A 23,082-nucleotide genomic window follows, 5' to 3' on the forward strand; every position below is an offset into this window, starting at 1 on the left:
ATTTATAAATCATTATTACTCTTTTAATCTCATTTTACAAATTATTCACAATTTATAACCAATTTAAGTGATTGACTGAGATTCTTTAATGTGTAGAGTCTAGCCGTAAAAAGAAATAAATCATTGTAGTTATTTTTTACAAATTCATCAATAACTGCGATCCCCTCATTAAATCGATCAACTAAATAATGAGTGTATTTTCCATCCCAATCATACTTATTTATTCTAAGTAGCTCATCAGCAAGTATTTGAAACTTAAACTCTTCAATAAAAAGTTTTATTTGATACACTTTATCCGGATTAAATCGTAAGAGATTTTTATGGTCATGACTTTTTTGAACATACTTTATAAAACCATTAATATTTTCAGCTAACATATTCGCCTTTTGCATCTCGAAGTTCATTTCAACCACTCCTCATGAACTAATGTCATACATCATTTATGAAGAGTGTATGTTTTGAGGCATAATTATGACACCCACACTTCAATAAGAAACAACCATCAGATCGACGATTACGCTGATAATCTTATATCTTTTTCCTTTTTCATTCTATATGAATACATTGCGAATAACAGAATGAACCATAATGGTGTCAGTAATAAAGCGACACGAGTTGCTTCAGCAAAAAGCATAATGATAAGAATAAATACAAATAACGTTAAAACAGCATAATTTATAAATGGTGTAAATGGTGCTTTAAAAATCGACTTTTCATGTAAATCCGGGCGTGATTTCTTATATCGCAGATGACAAATTAAAATAATACTCCAAACCCAAATAAAACAAATCGCACTGATCGTTGTCACAATCCCAAAGGCTTGTCCTGGAATCAGCTTACTTAAAAGAGCCCCCACCGACAGAACAAGAGTTGAAATAAATAATGCATTACTTGGTACATGATTTTTATTTAATTTAGCAAATTTTGCTGGTCCCTGTTCATGATTACTTAAATTAAATAAAATTCGACTTGTTGAGAACATTCCACTGTTACAGGCCGACGCTGCTGATGTTAAGACAACAAAATTAATAATGCCTGCCGCAATCGGAATACCTACTAAGCTAAACGTCTTTACAAATGGACTATTTGCAGCATTCAGCTGTGTCCAAGGATTGATGCATAAAAGGATAATAAGGGCTCCCACATAGAAGAATAGAATTCGTAATGGAATTTTATTAATCGCAGATGGAATATTTTTTCGTGGATTGGATGTTTCCGCAGCAGAGACACCTACTAATTCTACACCTACAAATGCGAATACAACCATTTGAAAAGATAATAAGAAACCTGATATTCCATTCGGAAAAAGACCACCATGTCCCCATAGATTTTTTACGGTAACCGTTCCAGAATCCGTTTTAAATCCAATAACCAATAAGACAACACCTATTATGATTAACGCAAGAATGGTAATCACTTTGATTAGTGCGAACCAAAACTCTAACTCTCCAAAAAGCTTTACAGTTAATAAATTTAGTCCCAACAATAGAATTAAACAGACAAATGCTGGTATCCATTGTGGGATATCGAACCAATATTGCACATAGACACCAACTGCAATAATATCTGCCATAGCGGTCATGATCCAACAAAACCAGTACGTCCATCCCGTTACATAAGCGGCCCACGGTCCAATATAATCCTCGGCGAAGTCCGTAAATGATTGATAACCCGCATTGGATAAAAGAAGCTCTCCCAATGCCCTCATAACAAAAAAACATGCTATACCTATGAGTAAATAAGCAAAAATGATAGATGGTCCTGCTAACTGTATCGCTTTTCCCGATCCAAGGAATAAACCTGTACCAATCGTACCACCGATTGCTATCAGTTGTACGTGCCGATTTTTTAAATCTCTCTTTAATTCTTGTTGTGCCACTTTAATTTCCTCCTTATTTTTGTAACGTACCAATTGTGAAGATATGAACATATGGTTTAAAACATAAAAAAAAGAGATTGGAGTAACTCCAATCTCGGGTGGTCATAAGAATAACTAATAATATTTATTACTCTTTTGAGAGAATAATAAATATAGTACTCGTACTCTTCTGTCCTTTTGCCTGAGATTGTGAACCCTTCGGCGCCGCAGATTTCCTGCGGTCTCTTCAGAAGCTGCTCCTGCTATAGTTCGACCCATAGCAATCATAGCTTGCTTAGTATTTAATTTGGCTGTGTATGGAGGAAAGGGTTCAATCCCCAGTTAAAAAAGTTATGTACTACTTTATACTAATCTCACAAACTCATTATTGTTAAATAATTTTTAATTTTAATAGTATTCAATCACCTTGTCAATACTAAATGAAAAAGTCTATTTTCATGGAGGGAAAAAAATGAACCCGGTGCATTGAACTGGGTTCATTTTCATCGTAATCGTTGATTCTAAATCCCTAATCCCCCAGTACCAAAAAATATTGAATATGATTTGCTGAGATGGGCGTAATCGCTATAATGCGATAACCGATACTTAATAATTGAGACAATGTTTCTGCACAATTTTGCCGTGGTGGTTCAATCGGAGCATGGAAACTTTTATAGAGATTAATGAATTGATTATTGTTCGTACAGTGAAGCAAGATCACATGTCTGCCAGTCCAAGCTTGACCAATCATTGGTTGTGGTTGAGTTTGTCTTTCTCTATTGATCCTCATAATGAACACCCTCATGTATTTATACAATAGAATATGGCAATAAACTTGTCCAATGTTCTTAAAAAATAAGGAAGATGTCATAATTAAAATTTCGGAATCCAAACGAATCAATGGCAAACAAAAATTAACCAATAAATATTGGATATGTTGAAATCACTGCACTCCCTTTATCAAAATCGTCTTTTTCGATTGCGCAAAAACGCTGGAATATCCAAGGATTCTTCTTGATGTTCCGAGTGTTTGTCATAGTCTTGAACTGGTTCGCCTCGGTGTATTAGATCACGCTGCAAACGTGGTTCCCTTTGAAATGGATTAGACATTTCTTCAATTGGAGGGTGGGAAGCCGGTTGTAATAAGGTCACCTCTTTATCAGTGAATCCAGTGGCAATGACTGTTACAATAATTTCGTCTACTAAATTTTCATTAATGACCGAACCAAAAATCATATTTAATTCCTCGTGAGATGCAGAAGCAACGATATCGGCTGCCTCCTGTACTTCAAAAAGACTTAAATTATTCCCGCCAGTTATGTTCATAATCACACCATGAGCTCCATTGATGGAAGTTTCCAGTAACGGACTATTTAAGGCTTTCTCTGCAGCCTCTACTGCACGATCTTTACCTTTGGCAATACCAATTCCCATTAATGCCGTCCCCTTATGGGACATGACCGTTTTTACATCTGCAAAATCAAGGTTGATTAATCCTGGCACAGCGATTAAATCGGAGATCCCTTGCACTCCCTGGCGTAGTACATTATCCGCTTCACGAAACGCTTCGATCATGGGTGTTTTTTTATCAACAATCTCCAATAAGCGATCGTTTGGAATAATAATTAAGGTGTCCACCGCTTCCCTCATTTCGTTAATTCCACTTTCTGCATTGGAAGCGCGCTTCTTGCCTTCAAATTTAAACGGACGTGTAACAACCCCAATGGTCAGAGCACCAAGATTGCGGGCGATTTCAGCTATGGCTGGCGCTGCCCCTGTGCCTGTTCCACCGCCCATACCAGCTGTAACGAAAACCATGTCTGCGCCTGCTAACACTTCTTTTATTTGCTGTTTGCTTTCTTCTACAGCCCTTCTACCTATTTCCGGATTTGCCCCTGCTCCCAAACCTCTTGTCAATGCTGTACCAATCTGCATCGTGACAGCTGCTTTTGATTGATTAAGAGCTTGTACATCTGTATTAACTGTAATAAATTCAACTCCCTCAACGCCTTCATCGATCATACGATTCACGGCGTTGTTTCCCCCGCCGCCAACACCGATGACTTTGATCCTGGCGAGTTGGTCCATATTTGTATTAAATTCTAACATGTTGATTCCTCCTCTATCGTAGATTAGGTGGCAGTATATTTTTTCTTTTACTTTCTAAATATCTCAAACCCAAAACTATTATCTTGATAAGAAAATAAAGGCGGTTTTTATGTATTAGTTGTAGTCTACTTAACCCTCATTTTATTGTCTAGTTAAGATTAACCTATTTATTAATTTTAAAAATAGTAAAAAAAACACATCCTCTTTGAACGAGAATGTACTTTCATAATATGAAAATCCTCTTTGCTATTCGTTGACAGAAAAAGGGAAACCCGTGTTCATTCACATAGGTTTCCCTTTTTATTCATATTTTTAAACGGTTATTATAATGAACAAGTCGGTCTAAATCTGCTACCAATCTCCGGCACTTAATATAATCCATTTTACGGCGTTTTTCGACTTTCATTCTCACAGTATGATGTCTGCTGTAGACTTCATAACCTATACCATGAGCACTATGCATGGCTTTTTCCATTTCGCTCGTATAACTTAATTGTAAATGATTAATAACAAATCATTCCTTTCAGTTTTGTTTCACATGGCGAATCGTTGGTTACCTTAGTGTTCATGTTAACATTGAATTGCAGGCAGCACAAAGTCGAAAAAACGGTGTATTTTCACGTATAAAGGGATGACATTCCAATTGAAGAATATATCACTGACATCCTAACAATTCTAGCCAAATCCTTCCATATAGTAAGTGACCCAAATTTCAGTGAGCGACGAAAATGTGGCATTAGCGGTATCGAATACATCCTATCCGGTTCAAAATCAGTTGCGTAATATAGAACTCCCTCGCTTTTAAAAAGTCCGTTTCGATGTATTTAGAGGCACTCACGATTTTTCCAATCCTTCATATGGTGTAGATAAGGATTGCTATGTATGGTCTGTGGAAAAAATGTTGTCTACTAATGAATTAAAAGTAGACATTTTAACTGTTTCTTTATTGGGGGTGAACTGATGGCAGTTGTAAAGGCAAGAAATTCAGATATTGATCTTTTAGCGAGGTTACTTAGAGCCGAAGCTGAAGCCGAAGGAGAACAGGGCATGATGCTTGTGGGAAATGTAGGGATCAATCGAATACGAGCAAATTGTTCAGATTTCAAAGGTTTACGAACCGTCCCACAAATGATTTACCAACCACATGCATTCGAAGCTGTTCAGCATGGTTATTTTTATCAAAGAGCTCGGGAGCGAGAAAGACGTTTAGCTCGCCGTACCGTAAATGGAGAAAGATTTTGGCCTGCAAAATTTAGTTTATGGTATTTTAAACCTCCTGGAGATTGTCCCCCATCTTGGTATAATCAACCTTTTGTGGGAAAGTATAAAAATCACTGTTTTTACCAACCAAAAGCAGAAACCTGTGAAACTGTTTATAATACTTTTTAACCACAAAAAAATATAAGTGGGTACCAACAATTGATACCCACTAAACCAGTATATAAATAATATCCGTTTCCTTCACTCCAAAGCTGAGTGAACAAGCAGCTTCTCATAAATTTCGTTGTATTTCTTAGCAGATTGTAACCAACTATAATCTTGACTCATCACATTTTGAATTAAATGATTCCAAGTTTCCTTTTGATGATAAAAATGAAGGGCTCTTCTAATGGTATGGAGCATATCATGAGCGTTGAAATTCTTAAAAGTGAACCCGCTCCCATAGCCAGTAGATTCATTGTAGGATTGAACAGTATCATTCAATCCGCCTGTTTCTCTAACAATCGGTATTGTTCCGTATTGCAAAGCAATAAGCTGCCCTAATCCACAGGGCTCAAACTGAGAAGGCATTAAAAACAAATCGGTCCCGGCATAGATTTGATGAGCTAATGACTCATTAAATCCTACATATACTCTTACCTTATCTGGATATTCCTGTTCCATTTGATTAAAGAAGTTCTCATATTTAGAATCTCCAGACCCAAGAACAATGAATTGGATATCCTCCTGAATCAAATTTTGAAATACATGGAGGAGTAATTCTAAGCCTTTTTGCGCTGTTAAACGTGTCACCATAGCAATGATTGGAGTGCTTTCTTTTTCTGGCAGACCAAAATATTGCTGCAAAGCTTGTTTATTTTCGACTTTCCCCTCAATCGAATCGATATCATATGGAAATGCGATTTCACGGTCTGTTTTAGGGTTATATGAAGTGTCGTCAATTCCATTGACAATTCCGATTAGCTTATGGCTATGCTTTCGTAATAGCCCATCGAGCCTTTCACCAAAAAAAGGATTTTGAATTTCCTCTTTATATGTCGGGCTGACAGTGGTTACCTGATCAGATGCAACAATCCCACCCTTCATAAAGTTTACATTTCCGTAAAATTCCAACTGTTCCATGTTATAATACTGATGGCCTAATCCCAACAGTTCGCTCATGACTACATAGGGGAAAATCCCTTGAAATTGTAAATTGTGAATGGTAAAAACAGTCCTAATTTCCTTATAAATTGGATGATCACGATAATGAGCGTCTAATAAAAAATTCACCATGCCCGTATGCCAGTCATGACAATGAATCACATCAGGTATGAAATCCAAATGAGGTAGAGACTCTAGTATGGCTTTGGAGAAAAAAGAAAAACGTTCTCCATCATCATAATGACCGTATAATGAATCACGAAAAAAATAATATTCGTTATCAATGAGATAATATGTAATCCCCTCATGCTCTGCAGTAAGGATACCGCAATATTGACTACGAAATCCTACCTGCACCTTGATCGCTTTTAGAAATTGAAACGATGATTTAAGTTTTTCAGGAATTAAACTGTAATTGGGAAGGATCACACGGACTTCTGTACCTAACTTTTTTAACGCTTTAGGAAGTGCGCCCGCTACGTCTGCAAGTCCTCCTGTTTTAACAAACGGAACACACTCGGATACTGCAAATAACACTTTCACCTTTTCATCAACGCCCCTTTTGTACCGTACCTTTTTCTACAATATAAGGTGTTTGTGCTGTTCCAGTCAATTGAATACCCTTTTCAAATTTGACATCCTTATCGACAATTACTCCATCGAATACACAGTCTTCTCCAATTTGACACTTCTGCATGATAATAGAGTTACGAATGACGGCGCCTTTTCCGACTTTAACTGAACGAAAAAGGATGCTATTCTCCACTTCTCCTTCAATGATACATCCATTCGCGATCATTGAGTTCGACACCTTAGCCGCCTTCTTATATTGGGTTGGCGGCTCATCCTTAACCTTAGTAAAAATAGGCTCATCTTTCGTAAAGACCTGCTGCCATACTGCTGGTTGAAGCAATTCCAAGCTAGTTTGATAGTAACTTTGGAGAGAGTCGATTATAGCAATATAGCCAGTCCATTCATACATATTAATTTTAAATTGATGGCGTTTATCATGCACGACATCTAAAATACTATAGTATCCTTGATTCTTGTACTTTTCAAAAAGCGAGAGCAATAAATTTTTTTCCAAAATATATGTTTGCAGTGATTGTCCCTCATGAAAAACCTCAGTAATATCCGCTTCTGTTTCAATATGCTGATCTAAAATTTTACAGAAATCAATGGGTCCGACTGCATTGCAATTTGTAATTACCACATACTTTTGCTTACTTCGTAAGAAATAGGTCCTATTTTTTGCAAAATGGGCAAAGGAACCAAACCGTTCGATTCTAGATGTACCCTCCGGTGAAAACACAAACAGCCCATCACGCTTTCTGTCCAAATCCCATTGCTTGCCCGACCCTAAATGATCCATAAGCGACCTCATTTCTTGACCGGTGAATATAGCCACATTCATAATCCCTGAATTCACCATATTGGATAACATAAAATCGATTAGTCGATATCGTCCGGCAAACGGCAGCGATGCTAATGAACGATGAGCCGTTAAATTTTTAAACGTGTCAAACTCATTAGATGCATTAATAATTCCAAGCATGGAACACGGCATAGAATCTCCCTTCCTTTTCTGTATATTTTTAACTAGTCTTCACTTGCAAACAATAAGACACCATCTTTCGGAGGACGAATAACGGCATGATCCTCCACGACCATTCCTGGAGCGATAATAGCCCTCGGTCGTAAAGATCCAAATCCGTTCCCTCTTTTAATAAATCCATATTGGCTTCCCACAGGCTGCCTACAGTCCCGACATCTTTCCAGTAGCCCTTGAATGGATAGGCGACAACCTTTTTATTTTCTTCCAGTAATAAAGGAATAATATCCTTGCCAAAATCATTGGTTGATTGAGGATTCTTGTCATCCATCTCTAAAAAAGTCCTTAAGACCGACCATTTAAAAATGTAAATGCCCATTGAAGCCAAGTTACTTTTTGGTTCTTTTGGTTTTTCCTCAAATTCAATAATGTCTAAATCCTCATTTGTATTCATTATACCAAAACGGCTGGCTTCCTCCCAAGGAACCTCTATTACAGAGATGGAAACATCAGCGTCCTTTTCTCGATGATAATTAAGCATTTTAGAATAGTCCATTTTGTAAATATGGTCACCTGAAATAATGAGTGTTTTTATTTGATATTTATATATCTCATTTTCAAGCAGGCCTGGAATAAATAATGACCATATTCCTTCATCATTTAGCTTGGTCATTCCATGATTACTGCACTCCCAATTATTGAAATTTGCGACAACTTTAACCTCAATAGCATGTGGCGCCCAAACAGAGAAGCGAGTTCCTTTTACTCCTTTTTGCGTTTCAGGATGAGCGCCAAAGCTTATAAATAGACGGAGAAATTCCGCTTAATTGGTAATTATTATTAAAAAAGGCTTAAATAGACGGAGAGATTCCGCCTATTGCCTCGAAAAATTCGAAAATGGGAGACTTTGCTTTGCATAACCGGAAAACCTTCCCTTATAAACCCCGAAACGAGCTCCATCCTGCATTTAACCGGAAAATCTCCGCTTATTTTACTTTTGCTGATACTCGATTAAGGGCAAGACATCTTATTTAAAGTCAAATACATATTCAGACTTTTGATTTCTTGAAACAAATTTATTATTAGTAACCCAGAAACGCCATAGATAATCCCGGGCTTCTCCAGCATTGTCTATTCCCATCCTTTTTCCAGCTGATATGCTCTCCGGACTAAAGCCATTGGCAATATATAAAGGCGGAAGCGTCAGTGGACGGCCATAGTCCTCCTTCGTAATGCCCAACGATTTTGTCAGTTTGCCAGGGCCATTTGTTAGACCTATAGGACTTTCCATGCCCCTTCTGATTTTCATTAACTCAATACCATACCATGGTTCCAAGGCCCGGATCAGAACAGCTTCGGGTCTTTCTTCTCCGCCGCTAACCACATTGAAAAGGCAGTGTGTATGCATTTGGTATGTATAGGCAAGTCCAGAACGATGGAACATCACCTCCGTTCTTGCCGTCCGCCTGTTATTAAAGCTATGGGCAGCCTTGTCACCAGGACCGATGTAAGCCTCTGTTTCAACAATATAACCTGCCGTAATTCCCTCATTTGTTTCTTTTACAAGGAGGCATCCGAGTAAAGATTTTGCCAGTTCAAGCGTGGGCTGATCATAAAAATCTTGGGGTAATGGTACCATATCTTTTGGAAATTCTTGCACGATCTATGCCCTCCATCCAATTGATTGCTTATCTCCATTTATTTATCAGTCTTCCCTTTAAAACGTACTTAAAGGCACCAGAAAAAGAAATTCAGGTACCTTTATTCGTTTCATACAGACTTCACTTGAAAGGCCTGCTTATACAGTTCTTTTTTTGTGTATTTGATGACAACGATTAATTCTACTGAAGTTATTGCTAACAGCAAATTTAACCGCTTTCATTTAGGACTACTGATATGGAGTTTTTTCATTATCTTATTTGATGGTTATGATCTAGTCGTCTATGGAACAGTTTTACCAACCTTGATTGAAAAATGGAATCTTTCATCGGTGGAAGCAGGAGCAATCGGGACCTATGGGTTATTTGGGATGATGTTTGGGGCAATCTTTTTCGGTACTTTGGCTGACCGTATTGGCAGAAAGAACGTGATTGCTATAACATTAATACTGTTTAGTTTGTTTACATTCCTTTGTGGCTTTTCTGAAACTCCTACTACTTTCTCAACCTTTCGTTTCTTAGCTGGATTGGGAAGTATGATCGTAAGTATCGTTTTGTGTGGTTATTCAGTAGGAGGAATTTTTGCTCCTTTAATAGGGATCTTCTTAATGCCAACATTCGGATGGGAATCAATCTTCTGGTTTGCGGGTCTTCCTCTATTATTATTGCCTATCATGTATAAACAGCTGCCTGAAACAGCCAGCTATCTTATCCGTACAGGGAAAAAGGAAAAATTGATTGCAACCCTTGCAAAAGTAAGTCCAGCATCCCATTTTAGTACAAATGATGAGGTTATTGACTTAAAAATGCAAGGAACAAAGGTTCCTATCATAGGATTATTTAAGGAGAACCGAGCCTTCAGTACAGTTATGTTTTGGATAGCGTTTTTTAGTTGTTTATTGATGGTATATGGTTTGAATACTTGGCTTCCAAAATTGATGATGGAAGCAGGATATGGATTGAATTCAAGCTTAGGCTTTCTCATTGCCCTCCAAAGCGGAGCCATTATCGGGACACTCATAATCGGACGACTTTGTGATAAATACGGTTCCAAAAAAATGCTTGTACCAATGTATGCCTCAGGCGCTGTGGCTCTGACACTCCTAGGATTTGGAGGAAATACATTAGTAATCTATCTGTTAGTAGCCATTGCCGGAGCTGCAACCATTGGTGCACAAAATATTGTTCAAGCCTATGTTTCCCAGTACTATCCGCCATCTATCAGATCTACAGCATTAGGGGTGGCTTCTGGAGTCGGCAGGACCGGCGGTATGCTCGGGCCCCTTTTAGGAGGATTCTTATTATCAATTTCACTACCAATTCACTTAAACTTTATCGCCTTTGCCATTCCTGGCTTAATTGCAGCCGCCGCCCTGTCAATGGTGCCTATAAAAAATGCCTATCAATATAAAAACGCTGCCAAAGATAAATCTAGTAAAGTCCAAGTAAGTTAATGGATTAAAAAAGTCTCCCTTCTCTAAAGGGAGACTTCAGACTGTAGACAAATTCGAAAAAAATCGGGTTTGCCTGCAGTCTTTTTTATATAATTAAGGTACAGAGATTTTGATGGGATGAATGAAATGCTTACTAAAAATACAGAGATAAATCGTTACCAAATAGAAATGATAGCTTTAGAACAACTTGTACCTGGAAACCAATTGGTTCGCAAGATCGAAGCAGCTATTGATTTTTCATTTATCTATTCACACGTTCAAGATATGTATTCATCTGAACGGGGAGGTCAGAGTATTGACCTGTATTATTTATTAAGATGGCTTTCATTCAATATACCGTTAAGTATGAAAACTTGTTATTTATTTAAATACCTTGCTCACTTTGCAATGTTTCTACGGAACCATGTTTCTCTTTTATTTTTAATAGCTTTATTGGAGCAGTTTCCTTAATCCCAAAAGATAAGAGGAAAGCGATCGCACAAGCAATTGCTACCACCCATAGGGGCGAAAATAATCCATAGTGATCCGCTAGAATCCCTGATAATACGGGTCCTAGACTGCCCCTAATCCCCTCCCCAACACATACAATAATAGCAATTGCAGAAGCTACAGGTGGCCGAGGAACAGATTCTGCTGGTATTATGGCTAACGAAAGGGGTTGATACCCCATACCAGCTGCTAAAAAGAAGGTCAATATTAACAGTAATGGGAAGTTATTATATAATAAAGCTACACTTATTGGGATAAAAATACTGATAAAAGTAAACATAACCAATGCTGGTTTCCTACCAATGTGATCTGAAATCATAGGGCCAACCAAATTCCAAAAGAATATCCCTAGACCTAATACAAATAAAAACAATGCTGTTTGTTGTTCCGTATATTTTGCCACATTGATTAAGAAAAGCGGCGAAAATGCCGTCATTGTAGTAAAAAAGATCATAAAGAAATTTGAAATTAGAATGTTTAACACGATATTTCTTTAGTCCCCACCTTTAAGTAGGTGGGGATTATTTGACGCTTACGTCTATAATTAGAATTTACTCCACAAAGTGAACATTCACTTCTCCAACCATCCCTAACGATTTAACTTTTGTAGATTTTCTGGATAGCTTCTTTTTCGTATTTTAAACAGCATACATCTATATTTAGGGAAATCAGCCCCAACCAATTCCTTGATAGCCATATAAATTACGACCATACGTGTATAGTGCATCTTCATATAGAGATGTTATATGTGTGGCAACTGCAATAATATCTCGTACAAATACTTCAATGGTTTCATTCTTTGTTAGAGACGCCCCGCCTAGTGAAACCATTACTGTCGTAGCGATATCTTGACAAATCTTAATGATTTCCGCACGAATTGAAGCAAACTCCCCTTTTTCATAAGGACCTTCTGTTTCATATGTTGCTAATAAATCGTAATATTGTTCCATTAAACCATTTGCCTTTTTATATTCAAGCATAAGATGAGCTAGAATTCGCTGACTACGAGGGGAATCTTTTTCATTTTCTCCATGTAGACGTACACGTGCTTCTGTTCGTTTTTTATATTCATCTATCAATCGTTTGGCTCCACCTAATGCCATATTGGGGAATCCAAGATAAAATGCAGAGAAGAATGGCACATGGTAATATGAATAATCTGGATCATAATTAGAACCCGCTGGTGGACGACGTGTATCATTCGCAACTTCAAGTCTTAAAACACGACTTCTTGGAATAAACACATCCGTTGCAACGACTTGGTTACTACCTGAACCACGTAAACCAAATGTATCCCAGTTTTCATTTACTTGCACTTCACCTTTACGCATGAAGCCCATAATAAATTCTGGACGATCCGATTCAGGTAATTGAGCAATTGCCCCTAAACCAATCCACTTTGCAAACTTAACACCACTTGTATAATTATAAGTACCCGTTAAACGAATACCGCCATCTACAACTGTGACTTGTCCAATAGGTGCGAAAACATCAACGATTAAGTCGCCTGAGTTAATAATTTCATCTCTACCTTCTTGTGGAAGGTGTGCTGGTAAACTGTTGTGTAATGGGAAGAAATAACCTACCCATGCTGCTGAGATATTATGGTACGCAATTGTACGTACAATTTCTCCTAGACCACGCAATGATATTTGTGGACCACCGTATTCTTTTGGAAGATTTGCACGTGTAATCCCTGCTTCAATCAACTTATTTACAAAGTTTTGAGAAACAGATGCGTTTAGTTCTGAAGTTGCTAATTCTGATTCTGCTAGTTGACCTGCTTCCCTTGCTTTTTCAATTAGCTCTACCTCAACATCTGTAAATCCTTTAAGTTTTTGCTTTGTACTAACGGACATTTGTAACCCTCCCATTTTATGTTTTACTATTTTCAAATTTAGTTAGCCAAGATGTTCATCCTCGAGTCTCTTAAAATACTTTGAGGTCACTAAAAAGTGAGTGAAAAATATTCATTCTTCCAGTGACCTCTCGTTTTTTTCTAGGAATCTTAAATTCTCCTAGATGAAAATTTATGATTTTATAAAAGATTAACCTGAATTCTAATGAACTAGAAGAACTCTCTTGCTGCTTTAATGAAATCTTCTCGTTTTTCTACCTGCATCCAATGTCCACACTGTGTAAATAGACGAAGCTCCGCATTAGGTAAATGTTCCATCATTCTAATACTGCTCTCTTTCGGAACAAATCGGTCATTTAAACCATGCAATAGTAAAAATGGCTGTGCCATTTGACGTAGTGCATTTGGTGGTATTAAAATTTCACCTGGCATAGGGAACATGTTGTGGACATAAGAATTGCGAATATCTTCACGTTGAATCGTTTCATAGCGAATTTTTAAAATATCTTCCAATGAATCTTGTATTGACGACGGATCATGAACAAACCAAGTTGTTAAATTACGAAGGTTTTCAAAGGTTGGATTTTTGTAGAATCCGACCATACGGAGAATTTCTGGTGTTGGGGGTGTTTCACCACCGCCACTTCCCATAAGTAATACCTTTTTTACTCGCTCGGGTAATTGCATTACAACATTTAGAGACACATAGCCACCCATTGAGTTTCCAACGAGACTAAACTGATCAATATTTTTCTTATCTAATAGCTCAAATAGCTGGTCAACTCGGCATTGTGTCCATTCCCAAAATGATTTTGGGTATACTTCAGGATGTTTTGTATTTCCAAATCCATACATATCGGGCGCAATTACATGATAGTCCTTTGCAAGTTCCGGTAAAAGATGTTGCCAATTACTAACAGAATCTGCTCCGGGACCAGACCCGTGTAGGAATACGATTACTTCCTCATTTTCCTGTCCTGCCTCACAGTAGAAAGTTTGAAAACGACCTGTATCTAAAATCTCTGTTTGATAGCTCATTCTGGCACCTCCTAGGCTTCAGTTGTTCCTTCATTACCAATCACTGCATCTTGTCCCCAATAAGTTAGTCCTACTTGTAAATCTTCAAGTGTCCATCTAATTGGCTCCCAATCTGGTTCAAAAATTAAGTAACTATTAGAGAATAATTCTACACGGTGACCACTACCTGGATCCTTCACATATAAGTAAACTGCCTGTGAAATTCCATGTTTACCTGGTCCTACAAATTTAATCCCTTCTTCACTTAAAACATCTGCGGCACGTAAAATATCTTGTGCATTATCAAACCAGTAAGCCAAGTGGTGTAGACGGTTTGGTGTTTCTGCATCTGGCTCACTCATAACAGCTACATCGTGTACTAATGGTGTAACACTTAACCAGCCTGCACGAATTCCTGCGTCACCTAAGTCAATATATTCACGCAGTTTAAACCCTAAATTATCAATTAACCATTTATGAATAACTGCAGGATCTTGTGAAGTCGCTAGATTCACGTGGTCAATACGACGTGGTGAAGCACCTTTTCTCCAAGCTTTATACGTTTGGTTTTTTAGCACGGATTTACGGTCATGATCTGGTTGAGTTTTTTCCATCTCATAATAAATTTCAAATGGATGCTCACTTGGTAACTTAAAGCGAATTGCTCTTCCTTGTCCTGCTTCTTCACCAGCTTCAATCCACTTTACATCAGCTCCAGCCTCTGTTAACAATTCAGCATATTTCTTTACATCTTCAGGACGTTTTGTACGCCAACCAATGTGATCTACTTTGGATTTTTCCCCTTGTTTTAGCGACAATGTATGGTGCTCAAAATCTCCCCATGCACGTAAATAATGCGTACCATTCACTACTTCTGTTTCTTCTAAACCTAAAACCTCCGAGAAGAACCAAAGTGATTTTTTTAAATCTGGTGTGATTAAAGCAATATGACCTAGTTTAGCGATTTCTGGTAACATTTGCATTTCTCCCTTTTATAAGTTTTTATCGGTAACACATTCAATATATTAAATATAGAATATTCTAAAAATAGACTAATCGTATTAATTTGAAACCGCTTTCAGTACAAATCGTTTAGTTTTTATAATGTTTTAGTATAATAGAGTAATAATTATATTTTTAGAGATATTTCTTATAATTAAGGGGGGGATTAGTTGGGCCGGCGTGTTATTTCTTCGAATAAGACTACTTTCCATCTTGAAAATGGAGAAGAAGATATCGACAATATTGCAATTGCTAGAGCTTTAAGTTTTCTAAGAGCTGATTTGATTGAAATAAACGGGATAGAGAAAGCAACAGAATTAATGTTCAATTATGGGTATCAATTAGGGGCTTCAGATGCTCAACGAATGAGAGAGAAATATTTCGATGTACAAGAAATTCTTAATCAAGGACCTACTCTTCATTGTAAAAAAGGACATATGAAAGGTTCGACTTTTGAAGGATATATCGAATTTTATGGTGATAAATCAGTTAAGACAGTTTATGGTACAGGAACGTGGTTACATTCTTATGAGGCAAAAGTTCATCTAGATTATTTTGGTCAAAGTGATGTGCCCGTTTGCCATACACTCATGGGTTATGCAACTGGCTATATGAGTACCGTTTTTCAATTTGAAGTGAATGTTGCTGAGAAAACCTGTGTGGCACGAGGTGATGAAAACTGTACATGGGAGACTTATACGGTTAACCATTTACCTGATGAATCAAATGAACTCTCTGAAAATCAAGGATCGTTTGATCTAAATGAACTTGGTAATATTCAAAGTAAGATGATTCAAGCGATTATAGACGGGGCAACAGTTGAGGATATTATAAAGGAGGCTGAAAAAACTTTTGGCAGAACCTTTTTAATAGAAGATATATTTTATAACTTTGCTCACTCTACTAATTTGTCTGAGAGGGATAGACAATTTATTGAGCAGGATATGAGGATATATGACCAAAAGGAAAGAAATCAATTAGGTACGTACTTTTTTGAAAGGCGTCAGCAACTTTCTTTTACGAAAAAGGTTATTCAATTAGAAAATCATATTCGATTAACAAATACGATTGTTATTAAAAATAAAGTCGTTGCATATTTGTCAATAATATCGATGCATCCAAAAACATTTACATCATATGACTATTTAATATTATCAAAAATGACAAACGTCATTTCTGTTCTACTTATGACGAATTCTATTTTAGAAAGATCACAAGCAGAGGATGAATCCAAATTTATTAATGAAATTTTGCATCAACGTTTAACAGATAAAAATCAGATTCAATCTAGGTCTCGCTACTATGATATTGATATTAACCAATTATATACCGTTGCTATTTTGAGATGGAGTAATAATATATTTAAGATTCAAAAAGAGATTGAAAATTTTATTCGTAGAAACTTGAAAAAACAACGTATACTTATATCTTTTAAGGAACAGGAACTAGCTATTTTGTTATTTCATCCGTTAAAAGACCATGCTTTCATTTTGAAGGTTTTTAGTAATTTAAGAGAAACTTTGATAGAACAATTTCCTCATCATCCAGTTCAAATTGGTTATAGCGATATTGGACATAGCATTTTAGAGGCTCATTCTCACTATAATCAGGCCGCAATTGCTCTCGTTTCTAGCCCTAAAGCATCCATTACTGCGTTTAAAGATATTAGTATTTTGTCAATATTTATTAATGATTTAAACATGGAACATATTAAGCAGCTTGCAAAAAATCGTTTTGCAGGAATCTTTTCTTTAAAGGAACAAAAACGGAATGAGCTCCTAGAAACTTTATATATATACCTAAATAACAATTTAAAAATTGAAACCACGATTCGCTTGTTAAATATTTCTAAGAGTGGACTTCTTTATCGACTAGAAAACTTGAAGGAGTATTTGAATGTAGATTTCAAAGATTCGAACGAGAATTTTCAAATACTTCTTTTGTTGAAAGCAATCGAAGTTTATTCTAAGACAAGCAATTTTCAAGATAGTGATTTTTTAGTGGGTTTTAGAGACAGTTAAAAGGTAATAGCTAATAGTGTGGAGGATATGGATGGATCATGCAAGTGTAACAAACAGAAGAATATTGTTACACGTACTTTATTTCCACAAAAGATTGTTTATTGTTTTTTATAGAATAAAATAAACATAGAGGATATATGAAGAATTAATCTTTACTTTGTATTTTCTATAATAATCTGAATCACTGATTCAAGAAAGGAAGAAATAGATTTATGCGCGATTCAGTCGAGGAGATAGAAAGTACAAAGAATACATCGTTACATTCAAGGAGAGCTGTGCTGGCACTGATATTGGGAACCTTAGCAGCCTTTGGACCATTGTCTATTGACATGTATTTACCGGCTCTCCCACATATTGCAAAAGAGCTTCACACTACTTCTTCTCTTGTGCAGCTTAGCTTAACCTTTTTCCTGCTTGGTCTTTCACTCGGACAGTTAGTTTCAGGGCCACTAAGTGATGTACGTGGGCGGAGGATACCTCTGCTGATTGGATTAGTGATTTATGCAATTTCCTCTTTCTTATGTGCGTTTAGTCAATCCATCTGGTTTTTCATCATTTTAAGATTTATACAGGGATTTGCAGGGGCAGCTGGCATTGTGATTGCCCGTGCCATTGTACGAGATCTTTACTCAGGTTCAGAGTTAACTAAATTTTTCTCGTTGCTAGCTTTAGTCAATGGTGTTGCCCCAATTCTTGCACCTATATTAGGCGGTCAGCTTTTACGAATTGCCCCTTGGCAAGGTGTGTTTGTGGTTTTAAGTATCATAGGTTTATGTATGTTTTTCGTTGTTTTGATAAGTTTGCCCGAAACACACCCCATTGACGTACGGTCAAAGGGAGGCATTAACAATACACTGACTACGTTTAAAAACCTATTATTTGATCGTAGTTTCATCGGATATGCCTTAGCGCAAGGGTTTATTTTTGCGGCCATGTTCGCTTATATATCAGGCTCTCCTTTCGTTTTACAAAACGTTTATGGCTCATCTCCGCAGTTCTTCAGTCTGGTATTTGCCATCAACGGTATTGGCATTATTATATCTAGTCAAATTACTGGTAGATTGGCTGGCCGAGTTAGTGAAAGAAAACTTTTTGTTGTGGGCTTAAGCATTGCTTTCGCAGGATCCATTATATTATTGATTATGATTCTTCTTCATGCAAGCCTGTACGCGATCTTGCTGCCATTATTCTTTATTGTTTCAAGTATTGGGATGGTAAGTACTTCAGGATCTTCAATCGCCATGCAAAATCAAGGCAAGTCAGCTGGAAGTGCAGCTGCGTTACTTGGAGTATTATCGTTTGTCATTGGGGGAAGTACAGCTCCTCTTACCGGTTTAGGAAATGCCCCAGCATTATCGATGGGAATTGTCATGGCGATTGTAAGTTTTGGAGCGGTCCTAATTTACATTTTCCTAGCACCGAGACGACAAAAAATATCCAAAAGTAAATCAATATCAATCTAGATGACAAAATGGTCTCCAATGTCCGTTCCCTTTTAGCCACAAAAAAGCCTCTTTTACTTATTGGGTTTCCAATATAGCAAAAGAGGCTTTATTTATCCTGAATCTAATTTTCTGTTTTATTTCGAGGAAAAACTAAACAGCTTTTCTAAGTTACCTACAATTTCATCTTTATCGGCCTCAACCACTTCTAAATGCTGTGGTTTATTAAACAATTGACTTATTTGCTCTGGAAATTTCTGCTCGATATTACAACGTTCGATGGATTCATTAAATTTTGCCGGGTGAGCAGTTGCAAGTGTGACACAAACCTCACTCGGTTGATTACATCTTTCGTAAGCAGCAACCCCACAAGCAGTATGTGGGTCTAATAAATAACTCGTTTCAGCATAGTACGTACTGATGGTTTGTAAGCATTCTTCCCCTTCCACTCCATGTGCTGCAAAATCCTCTTTTACCTGGAGGAGCTGCTCATCATTCACAACAATTTTTCCTTCTACCTTGAATTTCTCCATTAACACGGATACTTCATTTGGATTTTCTCCAAGCAAGTAATAAAGATAGCGCTCAAAATTGCTAGCTACTTGGATATCCATCGAAGGGCTAAAGGTGCTGCGGAACTCACCAGGCTCGTATACACCATCACGGATAAAACCTTCTAAAATATTGTTCTCGTTTGTTGCTACAATTAGTTTGCCTACTGGCAGTCCCATTTTTTTGGCTAGATAACCAGCGAAGATATCTCCAAAATTACCAGTCGGCACACTGAAGTTAATACTCTTTATATCCATTTCTTTTTTCAATTGGAAATACGCATAAAAATAATAAACCGTTTGTGCCATGATCCGAACAAAGTTAATGGAATTAATCGCACGCAAATGATATTTATTTTTGAAATCTACATCTGCAAACAATTCCTTGATGATTCTTTGACCATCATCAAACGTTCCTTTTATTGCTAAATTCAATACACTTTTGTCATCAACCGTCGTCATTTGTAATTCTTGTACCTTACTTACTTTGCCATGGGGATGCAAAATACAAATGCGAATGCCTTCTTTTCCTTTGACACCCTCAATCGCTGAGGCACCCGTATCCCCTGATGTAGCGCCGAGAATATGAACCGATTCACCTGTCTTCTTGGATACATAAGAATATAAATTTCCTAAGAATTGCAGAGCAATATCTTTAAAAGCAAAAGTGGGGCCATGGAACAGTTCAAGCACATACATGTTATCCTTCAGTTTTTGAATAGGTGTGACCTCTGGGTGGCGAAACGTTGCATAGCTTTTCTCAATTAATGCCTTTAACTCATCTTCCGGAATTTCACCATCAACATAATAGGAAAAGATTTCGTAAGCTAATTCCTGATAAGTTAACTTGGACATTGCTTCCAACTTTTCTGCAGGAATTTGCGGGATTTTCTCCGGTACTAAAAGTCCCCCATCATTTGCGAGTCCCATCAAGACCGTATCAATAAAACCAATTTTACTTACATTTCCGCGTGTACTAATAAAGTTCATAGTTTCCTCCAGATTAAAATTAGTTGTATGCTCATCAATTTTGGAGCGGGATGATTACTATATTATTTTGTGGGGCTTTAATATATAAAATTTATTTTACCACAATTGAGCGAATAGTCCATAAATTGTCGTTTATGAAAGCGTTTTATCACGTTTTACATGTTTCGATAGTAGATTAACTCATAATTTAGCAGGAACCATCGCATTTCATAAGAAAGTGACGATGAAAACTATTCATACTTATACAGGAATGTGGAGAAAGATATTGAATTATACCCCTACAGGGAAAATAACCTTGTAACAAATCGGAAAGGTTGTGAGTTAATGAGACTTTCGGATCTGCAGCCTAAGAAAAACTTCCACTACATCTTCGTTCAATTTCCGGGAATGAAAATGAATGTCCCTATTCGCTCTAACGAAGAGGAACAGGCGGTGAAAGAAGATGTTGCTTTATGTGTCCAATTAAACAGCAAAGAAAAAGTGAATGATGTCTACCTTGTACACACACAAAGTATCAGACCTTTTGACTTCACAGAGGAAGGCATTGGGGCAAAAGCATCTTATCGCGTCATTAAGCAAAAAGAAAACTCTCCAGACTCACACACAAAAGAACCGGAACAATCTGTCACCTTTATCACAGATGGAGTAAGTATTATGCAACAGAAAACGGAAACAGGATATCACTTTATCTTGGTGGTAAATAACCGTGAAATGGGAATGGTTGCTTCGATGGAAGAAGAAGTACTCAAAACCGAGAAAGGATCATTGTTGCTTATAGAGAAAGTGAAAGAGCGTGTAAATGATAACACAGATAGAAAGATAGATAAGGCTGTCTTCGTAGACAGGAAGAAAAAGAGGATCATCCGGGGAGGCAATGTCTTTCAGGATCTAGAGGTTTATGAACCAATCCGAATGGCTTTCGAGGGCAATAAAAGAACATTTACAGTATTTTCTCCTGCCGCATTAGATTTCATCGGTCCGGGTGATCAGAACCAATCTAATTTAATGATGAGGAGGTGTTGATTAGGATTGTCCTTTTTGAAAAAACTTCATACTAGTAAAATCGAAACAAAAGGATTAAATTGATAATCCTTTTCGATAACTAATCTTTTGGAAAGGAATAAATGATTGGCTGTAAGCATAATTGACTAAGGAAAACGATTGAATTCATATAAAATAAGGACTTAACCAGGGAGTTGAGTCCTTTTTACTGTCTAAACAATCACAACAAAAAGGCCACGAATTAGTGACCTTTCAACGTCGTAAGATTTATATTATACCCTGTGCAATCATTGCATCAGCCACTTTTAAGAATCCAGCGATATTAGCCCCGACAACAAGATTGCCTGGAGAATCATAGTCTTCTGATGCTTTCATACTCTTATAATAAATATCTTTCATGATGTCTTGTAATTTCAAATCAACTTCTTCTTGTGTCCAAGATAATCTTGCACTATTTTGTGCCATTTCTAACGCGGAGACTGCAACTCCGCCTGCATTTGCTGCTTTCGCTGGAGCAAATAAAACTTGGTGTTCGATAAACGTATCGATGGCGTCAAGTGTAGATGGCATATTTGCACCTTCACCCACTGCTTTTACCCCATTCGAAACTAATATATCTGCCGCTTCCTTATTTATTTCATTTTGCGTTGCAGATGGTAAAGCAATATCGCACGGGATCGTCCATATGCCTGAACACCCTTCTTGGTAGATTGCATTTGGATGTTCTTTCACATATTCAAAAATTCTTTTATTCTCGATTTCTTTTAATCGTTGAACTGTATCTAGGTTAATGCCGTCTGGATCATAAACATAGCCGCTTGAATCACTGCATGCTACCACTTTTGCGCCATACTGTATCGCTTTTTCGATTGCATAAATGGAAACATTTCCTGAACCAGATACTACCACTGTACTTCCTTCAAAGCTCAATCCCTTATCCTTGAGCATTTCTTCGACAAAATATATTAATCCATATCCTGTCGCTTCTTTCCGTCCTAAGCTTCCACCATACCCAATGCCTTTTCCAGTTAGAACACCTGCTTCAAATGCTCCTTTTAATTTCTTATATTGTCCGAACAAATAACCGATCTCTCTCGCCCCAACTCCAATATCCCCGGCGGGAACATCGACATCTGGTCCAATGTATCTACTTAGCTCTGTCATAAAGCTCTGACAGAAGCGCATAATTTCTAAATCCGATTTCCCCTTAGGATCAAAGTCTGAACCGCCTTTTCCACCACCAATGGGCTGACCGGTTAATGAGTTTTTGAAGATTTGCTCAAACCCGAGGAATTTTATGATACTTGCGTTAACGGAAGGGTGAAATCGTAGTCCGCCCTTATAAGGTCCAATCGCACTATTAAATTGAACACGAAATCCACGATTCACTTGTACCTTCCCTTGGTCATCCACCCATGGAACTCGAAAAGTTATCAATCGCTCAGGTTCGATTATTCTTTCTATAACTGCTTGTTTTATATAATTCGGATTTTTCAAAAGGACTGGGACTAAAGAATCAAGAACTTCTTTAACAGCCTGCTGGAATTCCTCTTCATTTGGATTACGTAATTGAACAGTTTTATATAATCGATTTACGTAATTTTTAACGATTTGTATTTGATTCTCTTCTAATCTGTCCAGCATTTTCATCGCATTCAGCCCCTAATATATTTTAAAGTTGAGAAGATTCCCTTTTTTTTTATGTGTTTTCATTT

The 23,082-nt window shown here is 37.2% G+C and carries 20 protein-coding genes, 1 pseudogene and 1 riboswitch; of the genes and pseudogenes, 6 read left to right on the forward strand and 15 right to left on the reverse strand.

Annotated features, from left to right (window positions below; translation table 11 throughout):
• Nucleotides 1–41: 41 nt before the first annotated feature.
• The 5 genes from BDR01S_RS00715 to BDR01S_RS26780 form a co-directional block, all read right to left on the reverse strand.
• The gene (locus BDR01S_RS00715) at nt 42–404 is read right to left on the reverse strand and encodes a hypothetical protein (RefSeq protein ID WP_066253312.1); all 363 of its coding nucleotides are present in this window, start codon (nt 402–404) and stop codon (nt 42–44) included.
• Nucleotides 405–514: 110 nt separating this feature from the next.
• Complete coding sequence (locus tag BDR01S_RS00720) at nt 515–1,879, reverse strand: amino acid permease (RefSeq protein ID WP_066253308.1); 1,365 nt, start codon at nt 1,877–1,879, stop codon at nt 515–517.
• 159 nt (nt 1,880–2,038) lie between these two features.
• Nucleotides 2,039–2,119, reverse strand: a riboswitch (glycine riboswitch).
• Nucleotides 2,120–2,387: 268 nt separating this feature from the next.
• Nucleotides 2,388–2,648, reverse strand: a complete 261-nt coding sequence (locus BDR01S_RS00725) for a hypothetical protein (protein ID WP_066253305.1) — start codon at nt 2,646–2,648, stop codon at nt 2,388–2,390.
• A gap of 170 nt (nt 2,649–2,818) precedes the next feature.
• Nucleotides 2,819–3,967: a cell division protein FtsZ gene (gene ftsZ, locus BDR01S_RS00730; protein WP_066253302.1), complete on the reverse strand. Its 1,149-nt coding sequence runs from the start codon at nt 3,965–3,967 to the stop codon at nt 2,819–2,821.
• Between the two features lie 304 nt (nt 3,968–4,271).
• Nucleotides 4,272–4,442 (reverse strand): YuzK family famiily protein, encoded by a 171-nt coding sequence (locus BDR01S_RS26780; protein WP_501193406.1) that lies wholly within the window; start codon nt 4,440–4,442, stop codon nt 4,272–4,274.
• A gap of 485 nt (nt 4,443–4,927) precedes the next feature.
• Here BDR01S_RS26780 and BDR01S_RS00735 point away from each other — a divergent pair, with 485 nt between their 5' ends.
• A complete protein-coding gene (locus BDR01S_RS00735) occupies nt 4,928–5,356 on the forward strand; it encodes a cell wall hydrolase (protein ID WP_066253299.1) in 429 nt (142 codons plus the stop codon).
• Nucleotides 5,357–5,428: 72 nt separating this feature from the next.
• On the opposite strand, the gene glgA is transcribed toward BDR01S_RS00735, so the two are convergent.
• The 4 genes and pseudogenes from glgA to BDR01S_RS00755 all read right to left on the reverse strand — a co-directional run bounded on the left by glgA (nt 5,429) and on the right by BDR01S_RS00755 (nt 9,522).
• A complete protein-coding gene (glgA, locus tag BDR01S_RS00740) occupies nt 5,429–6,874 on the reverse strand; it encodes a glycogen synthase GlgA (protein ID WP_066253297.1) in 1,446 nt (481 codons plus the stop codon).
• A 7-nt stretch (nt 6,875–6,881) separates the two neighbouring features.
• Complete coding sequence (locus tag BDR01S_RS00745; protein ID WP_439951469.1) at nt 6,882–7,886, reverse strand: GlgC family sugar phosphate nucleotidyltransferase; 1,005 nt, start codon at nt 7,884–7,886, stop codon at nt 6,882–6,884.
• 100 nt (nt 7,887–7,986) lie between these two features.
• Nucleotides 7,987–8,685: pseudogene (locus tag BDR01S_RS24640) on the reverse strand (sugar phosphate nucleotidyltransferase); the annotation flags it as partial.
• Between the two features lie 225 nt (nt 8,686–8,910).
• Nucleotides 8,911–9,522 carry a DNA-3-methyladenine glycosylase gene (locus BDR01S_RS00755; RefSeq protein WP_066259896.1) on the reverse strand — a complete coding sequence of 204 codons (612 nt, stop codon included), beginning with the start codon at nt 9,520–9,522 and terminating at the stop codon, nt 8,911–8,913.
• Nucleotides 9,523–9,708: 186 nt separating this feature from the next.
• Between BDR01S_RS00755 and BDR01S_RS00760 the strand changes: the two genes are divergently transcribed.
• Complete coding sequence (locus BDR01S_RS00760; protein WP_066253292.1) at nt 9,709–10,995, forward strand: MFS transporter; 1,287 nt, start codon at nt 9,709–9,711, stop codon at nt 10,993–10,995.
• A 126-nt stretch (nt 10,996–11,121) separates the two neighbouring features.
• The gene (locus BDR01S_RS26785) at nt 11,122–11,445 is read left to right on the forward strand and encodes a transposase (protein WP_157406083.1); all 324 of its coding nucleotides are present in this window, start codon (nt 11,122–11,124) and stop codon (nt 11,443–11,445) included.
• Here the strand turns inward: BDR01S_RS26785 and BDR01S_RS00765 are convergent.
• The 4 genes from BDR01S_RS00765 to BDR01S_RS00780 form a co-directional block, all read right to left on the reverse strand.
• Entirely contained in the window at nt 11,360–11,968 is a 609-nt protein-coding gene (locus BDR01S_RS00765; protein ID WP_066253289.1) for an MFS transporter, read from the reverse strand. The two genes, BDR01S_RS26785 and BDR01S_RS00765, sit on opposite strands and share 86 nt — an antisense overlap.
• 184 nt (nt 11,969–12,152) lie before the next feature.
• Complete coding sequence (locus BDR01S_RS00770) at nt 12,153–13,343, reverse strand: acyl-CoA dehydrogenase family protein (protein WP_066253286.1); 1,191 nt, start codon at nt 13,341–13,343, stop codon at nt 12,153–12,155.
• Nucleotides 13,344–13,552: 209 nt separating this feature from the next.
• Nucleotides 13,553–14,380 (reverse strand): alpha/beta fold hydrolase, encoded by an 828-nt coding sequence (locus BDR01S_RS00775; protein ID WP_066253283.1) that lies wholly within the window; start codon nt 14,378–14,380, stop codon nt 13,553–13,555.
• An 11-nt stretch (nt 14,381–14,391) separates the two neighbouring features.
• The gene (locus BDR01S_RS00780; RefSeq protein ID WP_082797268.1) at nt 14,392–15,342 is read right to left on the reverse strand and encodes a VOC family protein; all 951 of its coding nucleotides are present in this window, start codon (nt 15,340–15,342) and stop codon (nt 14,392–14,394) included.
• Between the two features lie 189 nt (nt 15,343–15,531).
• Here BDR01S_RS00780 and BDR01S_RS00785 point away from each other — a divergent pair, with 189 nt between their 5' ends.
• Nucleotides 15,532–17,382, forward strand: coding sequence for a XylR N-terminal domain-containing protein (locus tag BDR01S_RS00785; protein WP_066253277.1), 1,851 nt, complete (start codon nt 15,532–15,534; stop codon nt 17,380–17,382).
• 212 nt (nt 17,383–17,594) lie between these two features.
• Nucleotides 17,595–18,845 carry a multidrug effflux MFS transporter gene (locus BDR01S_RS00790; protein ID WP_066253274.1) on the forward strand — a complete coding sequence of 417 codons (1,251 nt, stop codon included), beginning with the start codon at nt 17,595–17,597 and terminating at the stop codon, nt 18,843–18,845.
• A 116-nt stretch (nt 18,846–18,961) separates the two neighbouring features.
• Here the strand turns inward: BDR01S_RS00790 and thrC are convergent, their stop codons facing one another.
• Nucleotides 18,962–20,365, reverse strand: coding sequence for a threonine synthase (gene thrC, locus BDR01S_RS00795; RefSeq protein WP_066253270.1), 1,404 nt, complete (start codon nt 20,363–20,365; stop codon nt 18,962–18,964).
• 252 nt (nt 20,366–20,617) lie between these two features.
• On the opposite strand from thrC, the gene BDR01S_RS00800 reads away from it, so the two are divergent.
• Nucleotides 20,618–21,388 carry a hypothetical protein gene (locus BDR01S_RS00800; protein ID WP_157412959.1) on the forward strand — a complete coding sequence of 257 codons (771 nt, stop codon included), beginning with the start codon at nt 20,618–20,620 and terminating at the stop codon, nt 21,386–21,388.
• Nucleotides 21,389–21,634: 246 nt separating this feature from the next.
• Here BDR01S_RS00800 and gdhA read toward each other — a convergent pair whose 3' ends face one another.
• Entirely contained in the window at nt 21,635–23,017 is a 1,383-nt protein-coding gene (gene gdhA / locus BDR01S_RS00805) for an NADP-specific glutamate dehydrogenase (protein ID WP_066253265.1), read from the reverse strand.
• Nucleotides 23,018–23,082: the final 65 nt, after the last annotated feature.

Source organism: Neobacillus drentensis NBRC 102427, from assembly GCF_001591445.1.
GTDB classification, from domain to species: Bacteria; Bacillota; Bacilli; order Bacillales; family Cytobacillaceae; genus Neobacillus; species Neobacillus drentensis.

Coding starts and splice junctions, on each gene's coding strand:
- BDR01S_RS00725 (WP_066253305.1), bottom strand. CDS start 2,648: ATGAGGATCAATAGAGAAAGACAAACTCAACCACAACCAATGATTGGT.
- BDR01S_RS00790 (WP_066253274.1), top strand. CDS start 17,595: ATGCGCGATTCAGTCGAGGAGATAGAAAGTACAAAGAATACATCGTTA.
- BDR01S_RS00735 (WP_066253299.1), top strand. CDS start 4,928: ATGGCAGTTGTAAAGGCAAGAAATTCAGATATTGATCTTTTAGCGAGG.
- BDR01S_RS26780 (WP_501193406.1), bottom strand. CDS start 4,442: ATGGAAAAAGCCATGCATAGTGCTCATGGTATAGGTTATGAAGTCTAC.
- gdhA (WP_066253265.1), bottom strand. CDS start 23,017: ATGAAAATGCTGGACAGATTAGAAGAGAATCAAATACAAATCGTTAAA.
- BDR01S_RS00755 (WP_066259896.1), bottom strand. CDS start 9,522: ATGGTACCATTACCCCAAGATTTTTATGATCAGCCCACGCTTGAACTG.
- thrC (WP_066253270.1), bottom strand. CDS start 20,365: ATGAACTTTATTAGTACACGCGGAAATGTAAGTAAAATTGGTTTTATT.
- BDR01S_RS00715 (WP_066253312.1), bottom strand. CDS start 404: ATGAACTTCGAGATGCAAAAGGCGAATATGTTAGCTGAAAATATTAAT.
- BDR01S_RS00770 (WP_066253286.1), bottom strand. CDS start 13,343: ATGTCCGTTAGTACAAAGCAAAAACTTAAAGGATTTACAGATGTTGAG.
- BDR01S_RS00745 (WP_439951469.1), bottom strand. CDS start 7,886: ATGCTTGGAATTATTAATGCATCTAATGAGTTTGACACGTTTAAAAAT.
- BDR01S_RS00780 (WP_082797268.1), bottom strand. CDS start 15,342: ATGCAAATGTTACCAGAAATCGCTAAACTAGGTCATATTGCTTTAATC.
- BDR01S_RS00760 (WP_066253292.1), top strand. CDS start 9,709: ATGACAACGATTAATTCTACTGAAGTTATTGCTAACAGCAAATTTAAC.
- BDR01S_RS26785 (WP_157406083.1), top strand. CDS start 11,122: ATGCTTACTAAAAATACAGAGATAAATCGTTACCAAATAGAAATGATA.
- ftsZ (WP_066253302.1), bottom strand. CDS start 3,967: ATGTTAGAATTTAATACAAATATGGACCAACTCGCCAGGATCAAAGTC.
- BDR01S_RS00775 (WP_066253283.1), bottom strand. CDS start 14,380: ATGAGCTATCAAACAGAGATTTTAGATACAGGTCGTTTTCAAACTTTC.